The organism is Streptomyces sp. A012304 (assembly GCF_026008495.1).
GTDB lineage: Bacteria > Actinomycetota > Actinomycetes > Streptomycetales > Streptomycetaceae > Streptomyces.
The window spans coordinates 254,850-272,984 of the sequence record NZ_BQUN01000112.1; the positions used below are offsets into that span (position 1 = coordinate 254,850).

An 18,135-nucleotide genomic window follows, 5' to 3' on the forward strand; every position below is an offset into this window, starting at 1 on the left:
TCAGGCCGTCGCGCGGGCGGCGTCCTTGGTCTCCGGGCGGTCGGTGGTCGCGCCGTCCAGCCCGAAGGCCCGCACCAGCCGCAGGTGCTCCGGCGTGTTGACCACCCAGCCGATGATCCGCAGGCCGTGGGCGCGGGCCTCCTCGACGATCTCCAGGGTGAGCCGCCGGATGTTCAGGCACACCGTCGCCGCGCCGGCCTCCACCGCCCGCTCCACGATGTCCAGCCCGTAGCGGCTGCCGATGAGCGCGGTGCGCACCCCGGGCACCAGCCGGGCGATCTCGGCCACCGCCTCGTCGTGGAACGAGGACACCTCCACCCGCTCCACCAGGTTCCGCTCGTGCATCACCTCGGCCAACGCCCGGGCCGCCTGCACGTCCTTGATCTCTGCCTGGAGCGGCAGCGAGACCGCCTCCAGGACCTCCTCGAAGACCGGGACCCGCTCGCCGAGGCCCGCGTCGAGCGCGCGCAGCTCGGCCAGCGTCCGCTCCGCGATGGGCCCGCTGCCGTCGGTGGTGCGGTCCACGTCGGCGTCGTGCATGACCACGAGCGCCCCGTCCTTGCTCAGATGCAGATCGAGTTCGATGGCGTCGAGGCCCGCCCGTTCGGCGGCGACGAACGACCGCAGGGTGTTCTCGGGCTCGACGCCCATGACTCCGCGGTGACCGATGGTGAAGAGGTTCACGACGCGACTCGCTTCCGTCGACGGCGGCGCTGGAGGAGCCCGCAGCCTAGCGAAAGCCCACGGACGACCGGTGTCGGACAGGAAAAAGTTCGGTGACCATGCGGGTGTGCAGGATAATTTCCCGACCTTCCTCTTGCTGGGAGGAACCTCATATGCATACGGTGTCTTTACGCGAGGTTCTCCCGTGGAGGATGGGACATGACGGAAATTCTTGTGCAGGTGGGGTCGGAGGGGCAGGTTCCTTCCATGGCCAGGGTGGTGGAGCACCCGGCGTGGCCCGTGCTCAAGGATGCCGTGGAGCGGATCCGCCCCTGGCAGTCGAAGGACGGGGCGATCGACTTCACGGCCGAGGGTGCCCCGGAGCGCGCCGAGGCCGAGCGGGCCGTGCGGCAGGTGACCGAGGCCGTCGAGGAGCTCTCCCCGCTGCTGCCGCACGACGCGGACTACCACCGGGCCCTGGTGAAGGACCTGCGCGCCTGGGCCGAGGGCGGCTTCGAGGTGCCGGACTTCCTCGACTCGCTGCTGGCCTTCCAGCCGGCCGCCAACCGCCGCGACGGCCTCCAGCACCTGGTCGTCTTCCCGATGTACACGCAGAACGGCAACCCGGACCGCAACCTGGAAGCGGTCGTGCTGCGCATGGTCTGGCCGGACTGGCTGGCCGAACTGGAGCGCACCCGCTACGACAACCCGCTGTTCTGCGGCATCACCTTCGAGGACTTCACGCCCGGCTACGACACCAACTCCGCCGTCCTCTTCCCGGAGACCATCGCCGTGCGCGAGGCGCCGGAACGCTTCTCCTGGGGCGGCATCTTCTGCGACCGCGAGGCCGCCCGCTTCCGCCGCGTCACCGCCTCCGCCGTCGACATCCTGGGCCTGGAGCTGCCCGAGGACATCGCCGCGATGGTCCACGACCAGAAGCGCTGCGAGGAGGCCTTCGTCCTGTGGGACATGGTCCACGACCGCACCCACAGCCACGGCGACCTGCCCTTCGACCCCTTCATGATCAAGCAGCGCCAGCCGTTCTGGATGTACGGCCTGGAGGAGCTGCGCTGCGACCTCACCGCCTTCAAGGAGGCCGTGAAGCTGGAGGCCGACGGCGTCCCGCAGGCCCGTGACGTGCAGTACGCGGTGCTCTTCGACCGCATGTTCCGCTTCCCCGTCACCGGCGAGCGGGTGCGCAACTACGACGGTCTCGGAGGCCAGCTGCTCTTCGCCTTCCTGCACAAGCACGACGTCGTCCGCTGGACCGACAACAAGCTGTTCATCGACTGGCAGCGCGCCCCGCAGGTCACCAACGAGCTGTGCGCCGAGATCGAGAAGCTCTACCACGACGGCATCGACCGCCCCAAGCTCGTCCACTGGTTCGCCGGGTACGAGCTGGTCTCCGCCTACCTCGCCCCGCACCCGGGCTCCAAGTGGGCCAAGGGCCCCGACGCCCTGGACCTGACCCAGCCGCCGCGCAAACTCGTGGATGACGTGCTTCCGGACGAGTTTCCGCTGAGCATGTTCTATGAGGCTCTGTCCAAGAAGCTGAAGAACGTGATCGCCTCCACCAAGGGCATCACGGCGGACAGCGCCGAGCGGATCGCCGCGTGAGCGACCGCCGTACCGAGAACACGGCTCAGGAGGCGAAGAACATGGGGAACGGGGCTCTCAGCGGTGCCGTGATCGCGGTGGCGGGCGCGGGCGGACCCGCGGGCCGGGCGGCGCTGCTCCGGCTCGCGGAGGCGGGCGCGACGGTCGTCGGCGCGGACAACGACCCCGAGCGCCTGGCGGAGGCCGTGGACGCGGCCCGCTACGGCGCCGGCGGCGCCACCGTCACCGGCGAGCCGGTCGACCTGCTCGACCTGCCGTCCACCCGCGAGTGGGCCGGCCGGATCGAGAAGGACTTCGGCCGTGTCGACGGCCTGGTCCACCTCGTCGGCGGCTGGCGCGGCAGCGAGACCTTCACCAAGACCAGCCTCGACGACTGGGACTTCCTGGAGCTGCTGCTGATCCGCACGGTCCAGCACACCTCGCTCGCCTTCCACGAGGCGCTCCAGCGCAGCGACCGCGGCCGTTACGTCCTGATCAGCGCCGCGGGCGCCAGCAAGCCCACCGCGGGCAACGCCGCGTACGCCGCCGCCAAGGCCGCCGCCGAGGCGTGGACGCTGTCGATGGCCGACTACTTCCGCAAGGCCGGGGGCCCCGAGGGTCCGACCTCCGCGGCTGCCATCCTGGTGGTGAAGGCGCTGGTGCACGAGGCGATGCGCGCTGAGCGGCCCAACGCGAAGTTCGCGGGCTTCACGGACGTCGAGGACCTGGCCGAGGCCATCGCCGGAGTCTGGGAGAAGCCCGCCACCGAAGTGAACGGACACCGTCTGTGGCTCACCGAGAAGCCGTGAACCCGACCGCGTACACCCAGGCCCGTCGTCACCACGATCCTGAGGTCCGCGGTTTCGCCAGCGACAACTACGCCGGCGCCCATCCCGAGGTGATGGCCGCCCTGGCCCTGGCCAACGGCGGCCACGAGGTCGCCTACGGAGAGGACCAGTACACCGAGAACCTCCAGCGGATCGTCCGCAGCCACTTCGGGCCGACGGCGGAGGCCTTCCCGGTCTTCAACGGCACCGGCGCCAACGTCGTCGCGCTCCAGGCGGTCACCGACCGCTGGGGCGCGGTGATCTGCGCCGAGAGCGCCCACATCAACGTCGACGAGGGCGGCGCCCCCGAGCGGATGGCCGGCCTGAAGCTGCTGACCGTGCCCACGCCCGACGGCAAGCTCACCCCTGAGCTGATCGACCGGCAGGCCTGGGGCTGGGAGGACGAGCACCGTGCGATGCCGCAGGTCGTCTCGATCACCCAGAGCACGGAACTCGGCACGCTGTACACGCCCGAGGAGATCCGCGCGATCTGCGACCACGCCCACGCGCGCGGCATGAAGGTCCACCTCGACGGCTCCCGGATAGCCAACGCGGCGGCCTCGCTGGACGTGCCGATGCGGACGTTCACCAACGCGGTCGGCGTCGACATCCTCTCCCTGGGCGGCACGAAGAACGGCGCGATGTTCGGCGAGGCGGTCGTCGTCATCGACCAGGACGCCGTCCGCCACATGAAGCACCTGCGCAAGCTGTCCATGCAGCTCGCCTCCAAGATGCGCTTCGTGTCGGTGCAGTTGGAGGCGTTGCTCGCCAAGGATCTCTGGCTGCGCAACGCCCGCCACGCCAACGAGATGGCCCAGCGGCTGGCGGAGGGCGTGCGGGCCGTGCACGGCGTGGAGATCCTCTACCCCGTGCAGGCCAACGGCGTGTTCGCCAAGCTGCCGCACGACGTGACCGAGCGGCTGCAGAAGCGGTTCCGGTTCTACTTCTGGGACGAGGCGGCCGGCGTCGTGCGCTGGATGTGCGCCTTCGACACCACCGAGGAGGACGTGGACGCCTTCGTGGCGGCCCTCAAGGAGGAGATGGCACGCTGACGGACAGTCCTGCATAAATATGCGGTCACTCGGAAATCCATTGACGGTCGGGTGATCGCATTCCTATGCTCTGCGGCCATGGAGCTGATCCAGGAGAACCCCGACCTGTCCGCCTACCTGGCCGCCGACGAGGCCATCGACCATCACCACCCGCTGGTGCGCCACACTGCCGCACGCCTCGCCCAGGAGGCGGAGGACTCGTATGCCTATGCGCGGCTGGCGTTCGAGTTCGTCCGCGACACGATTCCCCACTCACAGGACTCCGGCGACCTGCGGGTCACCTGGCGCGCCTCCGACGTCCTGGAGCAGCGGACGGGCATCTGCTACGCCAAGGCCCACGCGCTGGCCGCGCTGCTACGAGCCGAGGACATCCCGACCGCGCTGTGCTACCAGAAGTTCGACGTGCTCCACGGACTGGTCGCCGTCCGTTTCCACGGCGCCTGGCACCGCCAGGACCCCCGCGGCAACAAGCCCGGTGTGGACGCCCAATTCTCCCTGGACGGCGAGCGGTTGGCCTTCACCCCCGACACCGAGGCCGGCGAACTCGACCACCCCGTGCTGTACGCCGCGCCCCACCCGACCGTCCTGAACACCCTGCGGGCCGCACCCGACCGGCCGTACCTGTGGAAGACGCTGCCCACCGCGTTCTGACCACCCCCGCCGCACACCCGGCCGGTCGCGGTCGCTAATCTCCCCGGCATGCGTGACGGGGGACAGGCCGGAGAGGCCGACGCGGACGGAGACGACGGCCTGCGAGCGGACGGCGCGCAGCCGGACCCCGCGCCCCCAGGGCGGTTCACCCGGCTGCGCTGGCACCCGCTGCTCACCTCCGCCGTCGCACTCGCGCTCCTGGCGACCGCCGTCGTCGTGCCCCTCGTCCTCACCGCCTCCGGCGACGACACCCGCTGCCAGGAGATCCCCGCCTCCACCCGCGCCCTCGCCGAGGACCCGGCGGCCGCGACCCGCGCCCTCGACCCCGGCGACGACCTCGCCCGCTTCGACGCCGTACGCGCGCTGCTGGTCCACGAACACCCCTGCGGCGACGGCGGCAGGATCCTCGGGGACGTCGTGGACGCGGCCACCCGGGCCACCGGCCTCGGCAACCCGCACACCCTGCCCCAGGCGCGCGGCGCCTTCGCGGTGGCCGCCGCGCTGCGCGGCGTCGAACTCCCCGACGGCATGGCGCCGGGCGTGGCCCGCATGCTCGCCCAGTACGTCGTCGACCAGCACCGCTACGTCTCCTCCGACGAGGACGCCGGCCTGCCCGCCGTCCCGGCCCGCTCCGCCGAGCCGAACGCGGAGGGCTGGACCACGTACGGCCGCTTCCTCGCGCCCGGCGAGGCCCACGCCGACTTCGAGCACGCCCAGCCCTACACGGACGTCCACGCCGACCTGGAGGAGCTGGTCGCCGAACTCGCCAAGGACCCCGAGGCGTTCGCCATCCTGTACACCGCCGAGCGCGCCTGGTTCGCCTACTACCTGGAGCGGCTCGACGGACAGGGCCGCGACCCCGACTACCGCCCGGTGCCGGACAAGGACCAGTTCGACTCGCCCGTCACCTACTGGGTCGACAACGACCTGGAGCACATGACCGACCGGATCGGCACCCTGATGAAGTACCGGGCGCACTACGCCCGCAACGGCACGATCCCCGACCTGACCGCCTTCGACGCGACGGTACGGCGGTACACGCGCGGCAGCTACCTCGCCCACTCGACGCAGGTCACCAGCCGTCCGCCGATGGCCGGCATCGCCGCCCGCCACCCATCGGGCCGGGTGCGCGGCGACCTCATGGACCCCCGGCACCAGCTGTTCACGGTGCTCGACGCCTGGGCGACGGCCCGGAAGATCCCCCGGGCACGGGCGGACGCCATGCGGCAGGTCATCGACGACCGGTACGTCCGGGCGCTGTGGCTGACGGTCTGACCGGCCTCAGCCGTTCACCCGCACACCGGTGCAGTCGCGCCGCTCGGCCTGCTCCTTCGCGAAGGCCTCCAGCAGGGCCCGCTTCTTCGAGGCGTCGACGCCCGGGATGTCCTCGGAGGCGTCCAGCGCGAAGTGGGCGGCCTCGCCGGCACAGCGGGCGGACGCGGTCAGGGCGGGGCGGTCGGTGGTGTTGCCGGCGACCAGCCGGTTGCTCCAGTCGCCGAACCAGGCGACGAAGTCCATCCCCTTCGGGCCGCCGTCGGTGAGGTCGTCGCCGATGCTCACCTCGCACCGTCCCGTCGGCGCCGCGTCGGTGAGCTGCGGCTCCAGCTTCCAGTGCGCCGGGTTCGGCAGCTTCGCGTCGGCCAGCCAGCCGCAGGCGGTGTCACGGGCCGCTGCGAGCGGGACCGTCTTCGGGTCGTCCTCTTCGGGGTCGGCGGGGCTGACGCCCTTCGGCGCCTTCAGCGGCTTCGCGCCGCATCCCAGGCGCTCGGAGGCGGAGTTGACGAAGGCCACGGCCACCTCGTAGGTGGCGGGCTGCCGCCAGGGGCCGTTCCGGCCGACCGACGCGCGGACCATCATCCTGCGCTGCCGGCCGTCGGCGTCCTTGCCCAGATCCGGGCAGGTCAGCAGGAACTCCAGGGCGCCGTACCGGCCGACGAAGCCGGGCAGGCCCTCGGGCATCGCCGCCTGAGCGGCGAAGCCGCTCTCCGGGAACGTCCACATGAACTCGCGGTCCTGGTCGTCGCGCCCGGTGTAGGCCTCCAGGACCAGCAGCCGCCAGTCGGAGCTGTGATCGCCCTCGACGGTGACGGTGCAGCCGTAGTCGCCGAGTTCCTTCACCCCGCCCGAGCCGGTGTCGGTGACCCGGGAGTCGTCGGGGACCAGGTCGCGCACGGCGTCGTCGGGCAGGACCCCGTCACAGGCCCCGCGGATCAGCCACCATTCGTGGACGTACGGCTGGGCGATCCAGCCGCCCAGGCCGAGCACCGCCGCGACCGCCACCGACACCTTGATCCAGCGCCGCATCCTCGCCCCCGTAGCGCGTTCGGCCGACAACCGACCGGGCGGGCGGCCCCCAGGCCCCGACACCCGGCTCCCGTCTCATGGCCGGGACCCTATCGGCCACCCCACCACCCAGCCGCCCCGGGGCTCAGCGGGCCTCTGCCGCGCGGACCTGTTCCGGGGTCGGGGCCGTACCGCCCAGGTGGGCCGGCATCCACCAGGTGTCGTTCGCGTCCTTGGGGCGCACCGGGTAGGCGCGCTGGGCGGCCTCCAGCAGTTCCTGGACGCGCTCGCGCAGCTGCCGGGTGATCGCGCCGGCGTACTTGTCGCGGGAGGCCTCGATCGCCTCGCCGACCCGGATGGTGATCGGGGTGTGGCTGCGCTTGAAGTTGCGCGGGTGGCCCTTCGTCCACAGCCGCTGCGTCCCCCACACGGCCATCGGGACCAGCGGGACGCCCGCCTCCTGGGCCAGCCGGGCGGCACCCGACTTGAAGCTCTTCAGCGTGAAGGACTCCGAGATCGTGGCCTCCGGGAAGACCCCGACGACCTCGCCGGAACGCAGCGAGTCCAGCGCGTGCGCGTAGGCCGCCTCGCCCTGCTTGCGGTCCACGGGGATGTGCTTCATGCCGCGCATCAGCGGACCGGAGATCTTGTGGCGGAAGACCGACTCCTTCGCCATGAACCGCACGAGACGTTTCTGCGGGAGGGCCGCCAGGCCGTTGAAGACGAAGTCGAGGTAGCTGATGTGGTTGCTCACCAGCACGGCTCCACCCGAGCGCGGGATGTTCTCCGACCCCTTGCAGTCGATCTTGAGGTCCCAGACCTTGAACAACGTCTGGGCGAGTCCGACGACGGGACGGTAGACAAACTCTGCCATGGGCGGAGCGAACCCTTCTTCTCTCTGCCCGGGACGGTCTCCCGCGGCAAAGTTACGCAGCCGTAGGTTTACGGCATCTCGCAGATCGTGCCCGAAGAACGGCCGGGTAGCCAGTCCTGGTGCCGCCGAACCGCGAGATCCTCGTCACGTCACCCAGTCGGCCACCTAGGGTATTGAGATCACCTTTACTCCACCCGTACCGCCACGCGCCGGACGAGCAGGTACATCTCGCACCCCAGGCAGTACCCGAACACCGCGTTCAGGAACGCCGCCGCGAGGGCCGCGCCGGTCGCCGCCAACCCCAGCCACTCGGGGCCCACCGTGAAGCCGACCAGGCCCAGGCCCGCGAAGACCAGCCCCACCGCCTGCGCGAACCGCGGCGGCTGCGGCGCCTCGAACTCCGTGGGCGGCCCGAGCCTCGGTCGCACGGCGGTGCGGAAGGCCCAGCCGTAGGGCGAACGGCCCACACCGCCCGCCGCGCCGAGGGCGAACGCCAGCGTCTGCCAGGCCAGCACCCAGGGGTTCTCGGTGATCAGCGCGACCGCCAGCACGACGGTCGTCACGGCCGCCGCGAAGCGCGGCCCCCGCACATCGATGTCCATGAATCAAGCATTCCGCAACGGGCAGCCTTCGGGGGAGGCGGGAATCTTTGCAGTCTCATGAACGGTTGTGCGGGTCATGACCGGACTCGTGGTGTGCGTGGCGGTGCTCGCGGCGGCGAGCGCCTACGGAGTGCTGCACCGGCGGCGGAGCGGGAGGGTGCGCGTGAGCGGGCGCGACGACGGACAGCGGCTCGAAGCCGCCCGGCTGGGCGGCGAACTCGGAGAGCGCGCCACGCTCGTGCAGTTCTCCAGCGCCTTCTGCGCCCCCTGCCGGGCCACCCGCCGGGTCCTCGGCGAGGTCGCCGGCATGGTCCCCGGCGTGACCCACCTGGAGATCGACGCCGAGGCCCGCCTGGACCTCGTGCGGGAACTCGGCATCCTCAAGACCCCGACCGTGCTGGTCCTGGACGCCGACGGGCGAATCGTGCGCCGCGCCGCCGGACAGCCCCGCAAGGCCGACGTCATCGCGGCGCTGGGGGAGGCCGTGTGATCCCCCGTTCGGCGACGGTGAGCCTTCTCCCAGATGACGGGACGCACTTGACTGTGCGCGCCACCTATCGTCAGCCTGACCGTATGCCTGAGGAACTCCTTCTCCACGGTCGGGTCCACGTCGACCTCGCCCGTACCGCGAGCGCGTGCTGTCCGGGTCGTTGAGCAGCCACCCACCCCGACGCCACTCCTCGCAGAAGGACAACTCCATGACGGCCACGCCCGACCTGCACACTCCTCGGCTCGCCTCACCCGACCTGCTGCGCTCGGTCTTCCGCCGGCACGCGGCCGGCGTCGCCGTGATCACGGCCTCCGGCGGGAGCGGCCCGGTCGGCTTCACCGCCACCTCCCTCACCTCGGTCTCCGCCGAGCCTCCGATGCTGTCCTTCGGCGTCGGCACCGGCGCCTCCAGCTGGCCCACGCTGTCCCGGGCCGAGTACGTCGGCGTCCACATACTCGGTGAGCACCAGCGGGAGCTGGCCGCCACCTTCGCGCGCAGCGGCGCCGACCGCTTCGGCGCGCCCACCGCCTGGCGGGAGGGGCCGGAGGGTGTGCCAGTCCTCGACGACGTGCTCGCCTGGCTGGTGTGCCGGGTCGTGACCCGGGTGCCCGCCGGGGACCACCGCATCGTGCTGGCCGAGGTCGTGCTCGGGGATCCCGCCGGCGCCGGGCGGCCGCTCCTCTACCACCAGGGCAGGTTCACCGCGCTGCGTGATTGATCACTGGCCCGCCGTCCTGCGGAACCGTCGAGTTCCGATTACGCTGCGTTGCAAAGGTCACAGTTCAAAGCGCTTGCTTAGCGGGAACGAACTGGGTGTACTGGCGAGTAATATTTCGATCGGAGCGCGGGCCGCCCCGACCGGGATCGGCCGCTTGTGGCGCCTATGCTGCCTGCAAGAGAAGGCAGCCGAGAACTGACGATGCAGTAGGAGAGCCGGCGTGAGCTTGAGGATCGTTGTCACTGTGAAGTACGTGCCCGACGCCACTGGCGACCGGCACTTCGCCGATGACCTGACCGTCGACCGGGACGACGTGGACGGTCTGCTCTCCGAACTCGACGAGTACGCGGTCGAGCAGGCGCTGCAGATCTCCGAGAACTCCGACGACGACGTGGAGATCACCGTCCTGACGGTGGGCCCCGAGGACGCCAAGGACGCGCTGCGCAAGGCGCTGTCCATGGGCGCCGACAAGGCGATCCACGTCGAGGACGACGACCTGCACGGCACCGACGCCATCGGCACCTCCCTGGTCCTGGCCAAGGCGATCGAGAAGGCCGGCTACGACCTGGTCATCTCCGGCATGGCCTCCACCGACGGCACCATGGGCGTCGTACCCGCGCTGGTGGCCGAGCGGCTGGGCGTGCCGCAGGTGACCCTGCTGTCCGAGGTCTCCGTGGAGGACGGCACCGTCAAGGGCCGCCGCGACGGCGACACCGCCTCCGAGCAGCTCGAGGCCTCCCTGCCGGCCGTGGTGTCGGTGACCGACCAGTCCGGCGAGGCGCGCTACCCCTCCTTCAAGGGCATCATGGCCGCCAAGAAGAAGCCGGTGGAGTCCTGGGACCTGGAGGACCTGGAGATCGACGCCGAGGAGGTCGGCCTCGACGGCGCCCACACCAAGGTCGAGACCGCGGACGAGCGCCCGGCCCGCACGGCCGGCACGATCGTCAAGGACGAGGGCGAGGGCGGCAAGCAGCTCGCTGAGTTCCTCGCGAGCCAGAAGTTCATCTAAGGCTCGAGTTCGCTGACCGCCCCTCAAGTTTCGTACGCAGGAGAGCAATCCCATGGCTGAAGTCCTCGTCTACGTCGACCACGTGGACGGTGCCGTCCGCAAGCCCACCCTGGAGCTGCTGACGCTGGCCCGCCGCATCGGCGAGCCCGTCGCCGTCGCGCTGGGCAACGGCGCCGCCGCCACCGCCGCCACCCTCGCCGAGCACGGCGCGGTCAAGGTCCTCACCCACGAGGCGTCCGAGTACGCCGACTACCTGGTCGTCCCGAAGGTGGACGCCCTCCAGGCCGCCCACGAGGCCGTCTCCCCGGCCGCCGTGCTGGTCCCGTCCTCCGCCGAGGGCAAGGAGATCGCCGCCCGCCTCGCGCTGCGCATCGGCTCCGGCATCATCACCGACGCCGTCGACCTGGAGGCCGGCGACGAGGGCCCGGTGGCCACCCAGTCGGTGTTCGCCGCGTCCTACACCACCAAGTCCCGCGTCATCAAGGGCACCCCGGTGATCACGGTCAAGCCGAACAGCGCCGCCGTCGAGGCCGCCCCGGCCGCCGGCGCCGTCGAGGCACTGTCGGTCTCCTTCTCCGCGCAGGCCACCGGCACCAAGGTCACCGGCCGCACCGCCCGTGAGTCGACCGGCCGTCCGGAGCTGACCGAGGCCGCGATCGTGGTCTCCGGTGGCCGTGGTGTCAACGGCGCGGAGAACTTCGCGATCATCGAGGCGCTCGCCGACTCCCTCGGCGCGGCCGTCGGTGCCTCGCGTGCCGCCGTCGACGCCGGCTGGTACCCGCACACCAACCAGGTCGGCCAGACCGGCAAGTCCGTCTCGCCGCAGCTGTACATCGCCAACGGCATCTCCGGCGCGATCCAGCACCGCGCGGGCATGCAGACCTCGAAGACGATCGTCGCGGTCAACAAGGACCCCGAGGCCCCGATCTTCGAGCTGGTCGACTACGGCGTCGTCGGCGACCTGTTCGACGTCGTCCCGCAGCTGACCGAGGAGATCAAGGCCCGCAAGGGCTGATCGGCTCCCGCTGTACGAGGCCTCCGTGACCGCCCGGTCGCGGGGGCCTCGGCTCATCCCAGGCTCACGGTGGCCTGCACCGGCAGATGGTCGCTCGGGTACTGGCCGTCGGCCGCGTAGGTGTGCATCCACGTCCGCAGGACCGTCACACCCGGGGTCGCCAGGATCCAGTCGATACGGTCGCCGCCGGCCGTGAGCCCCCGGTACCCGTGGAACGTCCCGTACGTCGCGCCGCGCCCCCGCGCCGTGTCCCAGGTGTCGACGAGACCGGCGTCCAGCAGCGCGCCGTGGACGGGATCGCGGTGGGCCACGGCGTTGAAGTCGCCGGTCACCAGCAGCGGCAGAGCGGGGTCGAACTGCGCCAGCCGCGAGGTGATCAGGGAGACGGAACGCATCCGGGCGTACCGGCTCGCGTTGTCCAGGTGGGTGTTGAAGAGGCAGAACTCCTGGCCCCGGGCGCGCAGATCGCGGAAGCGGACCCAGGTGACCATCCGGGGGTGGGCCGCGCCCCAGGTGTTGGAGCCGGTCACCTTCGGGGTGTCGGAGAGCCAGAAGTGGGCGTGCTCGACCGGGGCGAGCCGTCGGGTGTCGTAGAGGACGGCCATCGACTCGTCGTCCCCTCCGCCCCGGCCCGTGCCGATCCAGTCGTAGTGCCGTCCGAGGTCGCGTTCGATGTCCCGCACCTGCGGTAACCGGCCCTCCTGGGTGCCGATGACATGCGGGGCCGCCTCGCGCAGCAGGGCGCGCATGACCGGGCGGCGGGCCGCCCAGCTGTTGGGCTCCCGGGTGCTCGCGAAGCGGAGGTTGAACGTCATGACCTCCAGCGGCGGGACGGGCGCCGTCCGCCGCAGGATCCCGTCCCGGGCCGCCGAGGCCCGGACCGTCCCGAGCAGGGGCACGGCGGCGGCCGCCGCCACCACGGTCCTCAGTCCCCTGCGGCGGGTCACCCCTTCCGTGCCCGGCATGTGCCCCCTCCCCTCGTGAGCAAGGATGAAGGTGGGAACGGCCGTGCGGAAGAGGACACAGGGGCCGGAGGGGGACCAGAGGGTGAACAGGGTGTTGACCGGCGAGAAGATCCACGGATAGCTTCATTCTACGGATTGTTGATTCCGTAAAGCGGAAAATAGGAGGGTGTGGGATGGGTCAGGGCCAGCAGCAGGTGGCGACGAGCCTCGCGGGCGCCGTCAGCGAGGAGATCAGCGCCTCCCTCGCCCCGATCGACGCCGAACTCCAGCGCCGCTACCCCGGCGACCCCGGGACCCGCCAGCCCGTCCACACCGTCTACGTCCCCGGTGACGTCTTCACCGCCGACACGATCCGCTCCTGGGGCGACCGGGCCCTCGCCGCCCTCGACGAGCACGCGCCCGACGCCGCGGCCTTCGCCGCCGTCCTCGGCCTGTCCGACGAACTCGCCGGACCGGTGTACGCGCGCGTGCGCGCCAAGCTGGAGCGCGAACCGATCGAGGACCTGCGCGTCGACTTCGAGGACGGCTACGGCCCGCGCCCGGACGCCGAGGAGGACGAGGCGGCCGCACGCGCCGCGCACCTTATCGCCGAGGCGTACGCCAAGGGCACCGCGGCGCCGTACATGGGCATCCGCATGAAGTGCATGGAGGCCGCCGTCCGCGACCGGGGCATCCGCACCCTCGACATCTTCCTCACCGGCCTGACGGAGGCCGGCGGACTGCCGGACGGGCTGGTCCTCACCCTGCCGAAGGTGACCTACCCCGAGCAGGTCACGGCCATGGTCCGGCTCCTGGAGGCCTTCGAGCGGGCGCGCGGGCTCACCCCCGGCCGGCTCGGCTTCGAGATCCAGATCGAGACCAGCCAGGCCATCCTCGCCGCCGACGGCACCGCGACCGTCGCCCGCATGATCCAGGCCGCCGAGGGCCGCGCCACCGGCCTGCACTACGGCACCTTCGACTACAGCGCCTGCCTCGGTGTCTCCGCCGCCCACCAGGCCAGCGACCACCCGTGCGCCGACCACGCCAAGGCGGTCATGCAGGTCGCCGCGGCCGGCACCGGCGTACGCGTCTCGGACGGCTCCACCAACGTCCTCCCGGTCGGTCCCACCGAACAGGTGCACGCCGCCTGGCGCCTGCACTACGGCCTCACCCGCCGCGCCCTGGCCCGCGCCTACTACCAGGGCTGGGACATGCACCCCGGTCACATCCCCACCCGCTACGCGGCCGTCTTCGCCTTCTACCGCGAGGGATTCGCCCAGGCCGCCGAGCGCCTGTCCCGGTACGCCAACCGGGCCGGCGGCGACGTGATGGACGAGCCGGCCACCGCCAAGGCCCTCAGCGGCTATCTGCTGCGCGGACTGGACTGCGGTGCGCTCGACCCCGACGAGGTGACCGCCGCGACCGGCCTGCCCCGGGCCGCTCTGGAGGACTTCGCGGCACCCCGGCGCGGAGACCTGACGGCCTCCGCGCCTCAGTGACCGCCCTCTCGGCGCCCGCTACTTCTCGGGGAAGGTGTACGGGGTGGTGATGATCTCCATCCCGTGCCCCGCGGGATCCATGAAGTACAGGCCCCGGCCGCCGTGGTGATGGTTGATCTCACCCGGCTGCTTCCCGTGCGGATCGGCGTAGTACGTGATGCCTGCCTGCTTGATCCGGTCGAACGCCGCGTCGAACTCCTCGTCCGAGACGAGGAACGCGTAGTGCTGCATGACGATCGACTCCGCCGGGATGGTGGCGAAGTCCAGGGTGACCCCGTTGGCGGTGTCGACCGGGACGAAGGGGCCCCACTCGGCCCCGACCTCGAGTCCCAGGATGTGGGCGAGGAACTCGGCGGACTCCCGGTTGTCACGGGAGTGGACGATGGTGTGGTTCAGTTCGACTGACATGTGTGGAATGCCTCCGTAAGGCAATCTCACGGGCACCTCCATGCCTCACCCAGCCGGTGACCGACACGCGATGCCGTCTGACAACCCTAACGAATGAGGAGATGTTCGAGCCCGGATTTCGTCACCAGCCCCTCCTCCGCGAACAGCCGGGTCCCGCGCCGGCACAGCCGGGCGTCCGCCCGGGCCCGGGCGCAGAACTCCTCCGGGGTCGCCCCGAAGAGCCTCCTCAACTCGGCCGACCCGCGCAGGAGTTCGGTGATCAGGGGGCGCTGGCCCGGATGGCCGCGCGGAGCGTCGGTGCCGTCGTGCAGCACGCCGTGCCGGTTGACGTACGCGTACGCGCCCGGCAGCGTCTCGCCGTCCGCCAGCTCGACGCGCACCTGCCGGGCGGGCAGGAGGGCACGGGCGTAGTTGCCGTTCGGCAGGGGCACGCCCTCGCTCGCGTCGATCACCGCGAGCTGCCGGCCGTCCAGCCAGATCACGAACAACTCCCGTGTCACGTCAGGGGCGTCGACCGGGGACGCCGAGACATACCCCAGGCGGCTGACGTGCGCGGACACACCGATGTCGATACCGGTGACCTTGGCCCTGACCATCGGGATCGGGGAGGTGATCTGGGACTCGGACATCTTGTGGCGCAGTTGCGCGGGACAGGCGTTGGAGCCGACGGCCAGGACCGGTGTCCGCCCGGGGAACGAAAGACGCTCCAGCGGCAGCAGCCGGTCCCCGTCGAGCAGCCCCGACTCCGCCGGCCAGGCACCGGGATAGGTCAGCGGATGGTCGCGCGGCGCGTCGGCGAGGCCCAGGGCCTCCAGCGTGCGGTGCTCATGGCGCTCGTACACCGGCGGCTCAGTCCGCCGGCCGCAGCTCGCCCGAGCCGCGGGTGACGAGCCGGGTCGGCAACTGGATGCGCTCGGGCGTGATCAAGGTGCCGTCCAGCTGACCGAACAGCCGCTCGGCCGCGGTGCGGCCCAGGGCGGCCGCGTCCTGGGCGACCACGGTGACGCCCGGCTGGAGCAGGTCGGCCAGCTCCAGGTCGTCGAAGGCCACCAGGGCGACCCGGCGGGTCTGCTCGGCGAGCACCCGGATCACCGTCACCGTCACCCGGTTGTTGCCGGAGAAGACCGCCGTGACCGGAGCGGGCCCCGACAGCATCGCCTCGGCCGCCCGGCGCACCCGGCCCGGGTCGGTGGACCCGAGCGACATCCAGGCGTCCTCGGCCTCTATGCCCGCGTCCGCCAGGGCGGCGCGGTAGCCGCGCAGCCGCTCCGCGGCGGTGTGGATGCGCGGCATGTCACCGATGAAGCCGATCCTGCGGTGCCCGTGCGCGATCAGATGGGCGACACCCTGCCGCGCGCCGCCGAAGTTGTCCGACAGCACGCAGTCGGCGTCGATCCGCCCGGCCGGCCGGTCCACGAAGACCGTGGCCACGCCCGCCTTGATCTCCGGCTCCAGATAGCGGTGGTCGTCGCCCGCCGGGATCACCACCAGCCCGTCCACCCGGCGCGCGCACAGCGCCAGCGCCAGTTCCTGCTCGCGGTCGGGATCCTCCGCGCTGGAGCCGTTGATGAGCAGCGCGCCGTGCGCCCGGGCGACCTCCTCCACCGCGCGGCTGAGCGGGCCGTAGAACGGGTCGGCCAGGTCCTCCAGGACCAGGCCGATGCTGGCGGTGCGGCCCTTGCGCAGCACCCGCGCGCTGTCGTTGCGCCGGAAGCCCAGCGCGTCGATGGCCTCCTGGACGCGCCGCTCGGTCTCGGGGGTGACGCCCGGCTCGCCGTTCACCACGCGGGAGACGGTCTTCAGACCGACCCCGGCACGTGCCGCGACGTCCTTCATGGTGGGACGGTTGCCGTAGCGACTTCCGGAGATGCCGACGGGGCGGCGGGGCGTCTCGGGCACGATGCGGTGTCCTGTCCTGTGGTCCACGGGGCCCGCCCGCGGCTCCGGATCGCTCCCGGGGGATGCGCGCGTCCCTGGCTTGTATGAGGATGTGGCGTCGAGCATAGGCCCTGGACAACGTTGTCAGATGCGGGGGAGACTGTCCACCGCAATCTCCGGCCCACGTCCCCCACCGCTGGACCGGCCAGCCCTTTTTCCGACGGTTGACGGGGAGACCGAGACTGATGCACACCGACCTCGTGGCAGCGCTCGACATCGGCGGCACCAAGATCGCCGGTGCGCTGGTGGACCGCGACGGCACGATCCTGGTCCGCGCGCAGCGGCCCACGCCCGCCCAAGAGGACGGCGACACCGTGATGCGGGCCGTCGAGGCGGTGCTGGGGGACCTGACCGCCTCGCCGCTGTGGGGGCGGGCGTACGCCCTCGGCATCGGCAGCGCGGGCCCGGTGGACGCCTCCGCCGGCACGGTGAGCCCGGTGAACGTGCCCGGCTGGCGCGACTTCCCGCTCGTCGAGCGGGTCCGGGCGACCACCGGGAACCTGCCCGTCGAGCTGATCGGCGACGGCGTCGCGATCACGGCCGCCGAGCACTGGCAGGGTGCCGCCCGCGGCCACGACAACGCGCTGTGCATGGTGGTCTCCACCGGTGTCGGCGGTGGCCTGGTGCTGAACGGCCGGCTCCACCCGGGCCCCACCGGCAATGCCGGGCACATCGGTCACATCAGCGTGGACCTGGACGGCGACCCCTGCCCGTGCGGTGCCCGCGGCTGTGTGGAGCGGATCGCCAGCGGTCCGAACATCGCCCGGCGCGCCCTGGACAGCGGCTGGCGGCCCGGCCCGGACGGGGACACCTCCGCTGCCGCCGTGGCCGCCGCCGCCCGCGCGGGCGATCCGGTGGCGGTGGCCTCCTTCGAGCGGGCCGCCCGTGCCCTGGCCGCCGGCATCGCCGCCACCGCGACCCTCGTCGAGATCGACATCGCGGTGATCGGCGGCGGTGTGGGCAAGGCGGGCGAGGTGCTCCTCACGCCGCTGCGGCGGGCACTCGGCGACTACGCGACCCTCTCCTTCGTGCGGCGGCTGACGGTGGCACCGGCGCAGATGGGCACGGACGCGGGGCTGGTGGGCGCGGCAGCGGCGGCACTGGCGAGCGGGCCGGGCGTGACGGCGGCGGGCGTCTGAGCTTCATGAGGCGGGCGTGTGAGGGTTTTCGAGGGCGCCGGCAGACGTTGAGCGTTTTCGAGGGGCGGCGGGTGTCTGAGGTCTTCGAGGGCGCGGCGGGCCGTGAAGGAACGTTCCGCTTTTGCTCGGGCACGGAGGTTCCGCGCCGCGCTGTCCGCTCCGGCCGTGACCTCACGCGGCCTGCGCAGTTGATCCCGGCATGAAGAAGCGCAGCATGCTCGCCATCGCCTCCCTCGCCACCGGCTTCGTCGTCGCGGCGATCACCCCCTCGCACGGCCTGAGCGGCGAGGCCCTCGACGGGCTGAACGTGGGGGACACCCTCAGCACGCTCGACCCGGCCGCCGCCACCACCGACAGCCTGGCCGGTGTCGACGACAGCGCCCTGGGCGGCGAGGGCGACTGACGGATTCCGCACCGATGCCGTGGC

At 71.7% G+C, this 18,135-nt stretch carries 20 protein-coding genes; 12 read left to right on the forward strand and 8 right to left on the reverse strand.

Features of this window, described 5'->3' with window-relative positions; all coding sequences use genetic code 11:
* The gene (locus ALMP_RS29865; protein WP_264933863.1) at window positions 1-684 is read right to left on the reverse strand and encodes a glycerophosphodiester phosphodiesterase family protein; all 684 of its coding nucleotides are present in this window, start codon (window positions 682-684) and stop codon (window positions 1-3) included.
* 198 nt (window positions 685-882) lie between these two features.
* Between ALMP_RS29865 and ALMP_RS29870 the strand changes: the two genes are divergently transcribed.
* The 5 genes from ALMP_RS29870 to ALMP_RS29890 all read left to right on the forward strand — a co-directional run bounded on the left by ALMP_RS29870 (window position 883) and on the right by ALMP_RS29890 (window position 6,064).
* Window positions 883-2,280 (forward strand): DUF6421 family protein, encoded by a 1,398-nt coding sequence (locus tag ALMP_RS29870; RefSeq protein ID WP_264933865.1) that lies wholly within the window; start codon window positions 883-885, stop codon window positions 2,278-2,280.
* Between the two features lie 41 nt (window positions 2,281-2,321).
* The gene (locus ALMP_RS29875; protein WP_264934017.1) at window positions 2,322-3,068 is read left to right on the forward strand and encodes an SDR family oxidoreductase; all 747 of its coding nucleotides are present in this window, start codon (window positions 2,322-2,324) and stop codon (window positions 3,066-3,068) included.
* Window positions 3,065-4,138 (forward strand): low specificity L-threonine aldolase, encoded by a 1,074-nt coding sequence (locus tag ALMP_RS29880; protein ID WP_264933867.1) that lies wholly within the window; start codon window positions 3,065-3,067, stop codon window positions 4,136-4,138. Before ALMP_RS29875 ends, ALMP_RS29880 begins: the two co-directional genes overlap by 4 nt.
* Before the next feature lie 78 nt (window positions 4,139-4,216).
* Window positions 4,217-4,789, forward strand: a complete 573-nt coding sequence (locus tag ALMP_RS29885) for a transglutaminase domain-containing protein (protein WP_264933869.1) — start codon at window positions 4,217-4,219, stop codon at window positions 4,787-4,789.
* A gap of 48 nt (window positions 4,790-4,837) precedes the next feature.
* Window positions 4,838-6,064 carry a hypothetical protein gene (locus tag ALMP_RS29890; RefSeq protein ID WP_264933870.1) on the forward strand — a complete coding sequence of 409 codons (1,227 nt, stop codon included), beginning with the start codon at window positions 4,838-4,840 and terminating at the stop codon, window positions 6,062-6,064.
* Window positions 6,065-6,070: 6 nt separating this feature from the next.
* On the opposite strand, the gene ALMP_RS29895 is transcribed toward ALMP_RS29890, so the two are convergent.
* The 3 genes from ALMP_RS29895 to ALMP_RS29905 form a co-directional block, all read right to left on the reverse strand.
* Entirely contained in the window at window positions 6,071-7,093 is a 1,023-nt protein-coding gene (locus tag ALMP_RS29895; protein ID WP_264933872.1) for a hypothetical protein, read from the reverse strand.
* A gap of 124 nt (window positions 7,094-7,217) precedes the next feature.
* Window positions 7,218-7,946: a 1-acyl-sn-glycerol-3-phosphate acyltransferase gene (locus ALMP_RS29900; RefSeq protein WP_264933874.1), complete on the reverse strand. Its 729-nt coding sequence runs from the start codon at window positions 7,944-7,946 to the stop codon at window positions 7,218-7,220.
* Between the two features lie 185 nt (window positions 7,947-8,131).
* Complete coding sequence (locus ALMP_RS29905) at window positions 8,132-8,548, reverse strand: DUF4395 domain-containing protein (RefSeq protein WP_264933876.1); 417 nt, start codon at window positions 8,546-8,548, stop codon at window positions 8,132-8,134.
* A gap of 76 nt (window positions 8,549-8,624) precedes the next feature.
* Between ALMP_RS29905 and ALMP_RS29910 the strand changes: the two genes are divergently transcribed.
* The 4 genes from ALMP_RS29910 (at window position 8,625) to ALMP_RS29925 (ending at window position 11,780) form a co-directional block, all read left to right on the forward strand.
* A complete protein-coding gene (locus ALMP_RS29910; protein ID WP_264933878.1) occupies window positions 8,625-9,038 on the forward strand; it encodes a thioredoxin family protein in 414 nt (137 codons plus the stop codon).
* Between the two features lie 208 nt (window positions 9,039-9,246).
* The gene (locus tag ALMP_RS29915) at window positions 9,247-9,756 is read left to right on the forward strand and encodes a flavin reductase family protein (protein ID WP_264933880.1); all 510 of its coding nucleotides are present in this window, start codon (window positions 9,247-9,249) and stop codon (window positions 9,754-9,756) included.
* Between the two features lie 220 nt (window positions 9,757-9,976).
* On the forward strand, window positions 9,977-10,765 hold the full coding sequence (locus tag ALMP_RS29920; protein ID WP_264933882.1) for an electron transfer flavoprotein subunit beta/FixA family protein: 789 nt from the start codon (window positions 9,977-9,979) through the stop codon (window positions 10,763-10,765).
* Window positions 10,766-10,817: 52 nt separating this feature from the next.
* A complete protein-coding gene (locus ALMP_RS29925; RefSeq protein WP_264933884.1) occupies window positions 10,818-11,780 on the forward strand; it encodes an electron transfer flavoprotein subunit alpha/FixB family protein in 963 nt (320 codons plus the stop codon).
* A 53-nt stretch (window positions 11,781-11,833) separates the two neighbouring features.
* On the opposite strand, the gene ALMP_RS29930 is transcribed toward ALMP_RS29925, so the two are convergent.
* A complete protein-coding gene (locus tag ALMP_RS29930; protein ID WP_264933886.1) occupies window positions 11,834-12,745 on the reverse strand; it encodes an endonuclease/exonuclease/phosphatase family protein in 912 nt (303 codons plus the stop codon).
* A gap of 173 nt (window positions 12,746-12,918) precedes the next feature.
* Here ALMP_RS29930 and ALMP_RS29935 point away from each other — a divergent pair, with 173 nt between their 5' ends.
* Window positions 12,919-14,223: an HpcH/HpaI aldolase/citrate lyase family protein gene (locus ALMP_RS29935; RefSeq protein ID WP_264933888.1), complete on the forward strand. Its 1,305-nt coding sequence runs from the start codon at window positions 12,919-12,921 to the stop codon at window positions 14,221-14,223.
* Between the two features lie 18 nt (window positions 14,224-14,241).
* Here ALMP_RS29935 and ALMP_RS29940 read toward each other — a convergent pair whose 3' ends face one another.
* The 3 genes from ALMP_RS29940 to ALMP_RS29950 form a co-directional block, all read right to left on the reverse strand.
* Window positions 14,242-14,631: a VOC family protein gene (locus ALMP_RS29940; protein WP_264933890.1), complete on the reverse strand. Its 390-nt coding sequence runs from the start codon at window positions 14,629-14,631 to the stop codon at window positions 14,242-14,244.
* 86 nt (window positions 14,632-14,717) lie between these two features.
* Window positions 14,718-15,473: a hypothetical protein gene (locus ALMP_RS29945; protein ID WP_264933891.1), complete on the reverse strand. Its 756-nt coding sequence runs from the start codon at window positions 15,471-15,473 to the stop codon at window positions 14,718-14,720.
* Window positions 15,474-15,480: 7 nt separating this feature from the next.
* On the reverse strand, window positions 15,481-16,530 hold the full coding sequence (locus tag ALMP_RS29950; protein ID WP_264933894.1) for a LacI family DNA-binding transcriptional regulator: 1,050 nt from the start codon (window positions 16,528-16,530) through the stop codon (window positions 15,481-15,483).
* Window positions 16,531-16,754: 224 nt separating this feature from the next.
* Here ALMP_RS29950 and ALMP_RS29955 point away from each other — a divergent pair, with 224 nt between their 5' ends.
* Together ALMP_RS29955 and ALMP_RS29960 are read left to right on the forward strand one after the other, a co-directional pair.
* Complete coding sequence (locus ALMP_RS29955) at window positions 16,755-17,708, forward strand: ROK family protein (RefSeq protein ID WP_264933896.1); 954 nt, start codon at window positions 16,755-16,757, stop codon at window positions 17,706-17,708.
* A gap of 199 nt (window positions 17,709-17,907) precedes the next feature.
* Window positions 17,908-18,111 (forward strand): hypothetical protein, encoded by a 204-nt coding sequence (locus ALMP_RS29960; RefSeq protein ID WP_264933898.1) that lies wholly within the window; start codon window positions 17,908-17,910, stop codon window positions 18,109-18,111.
* Window positions 18,112-18,135 lie beyond the last annotated feature (24 nt).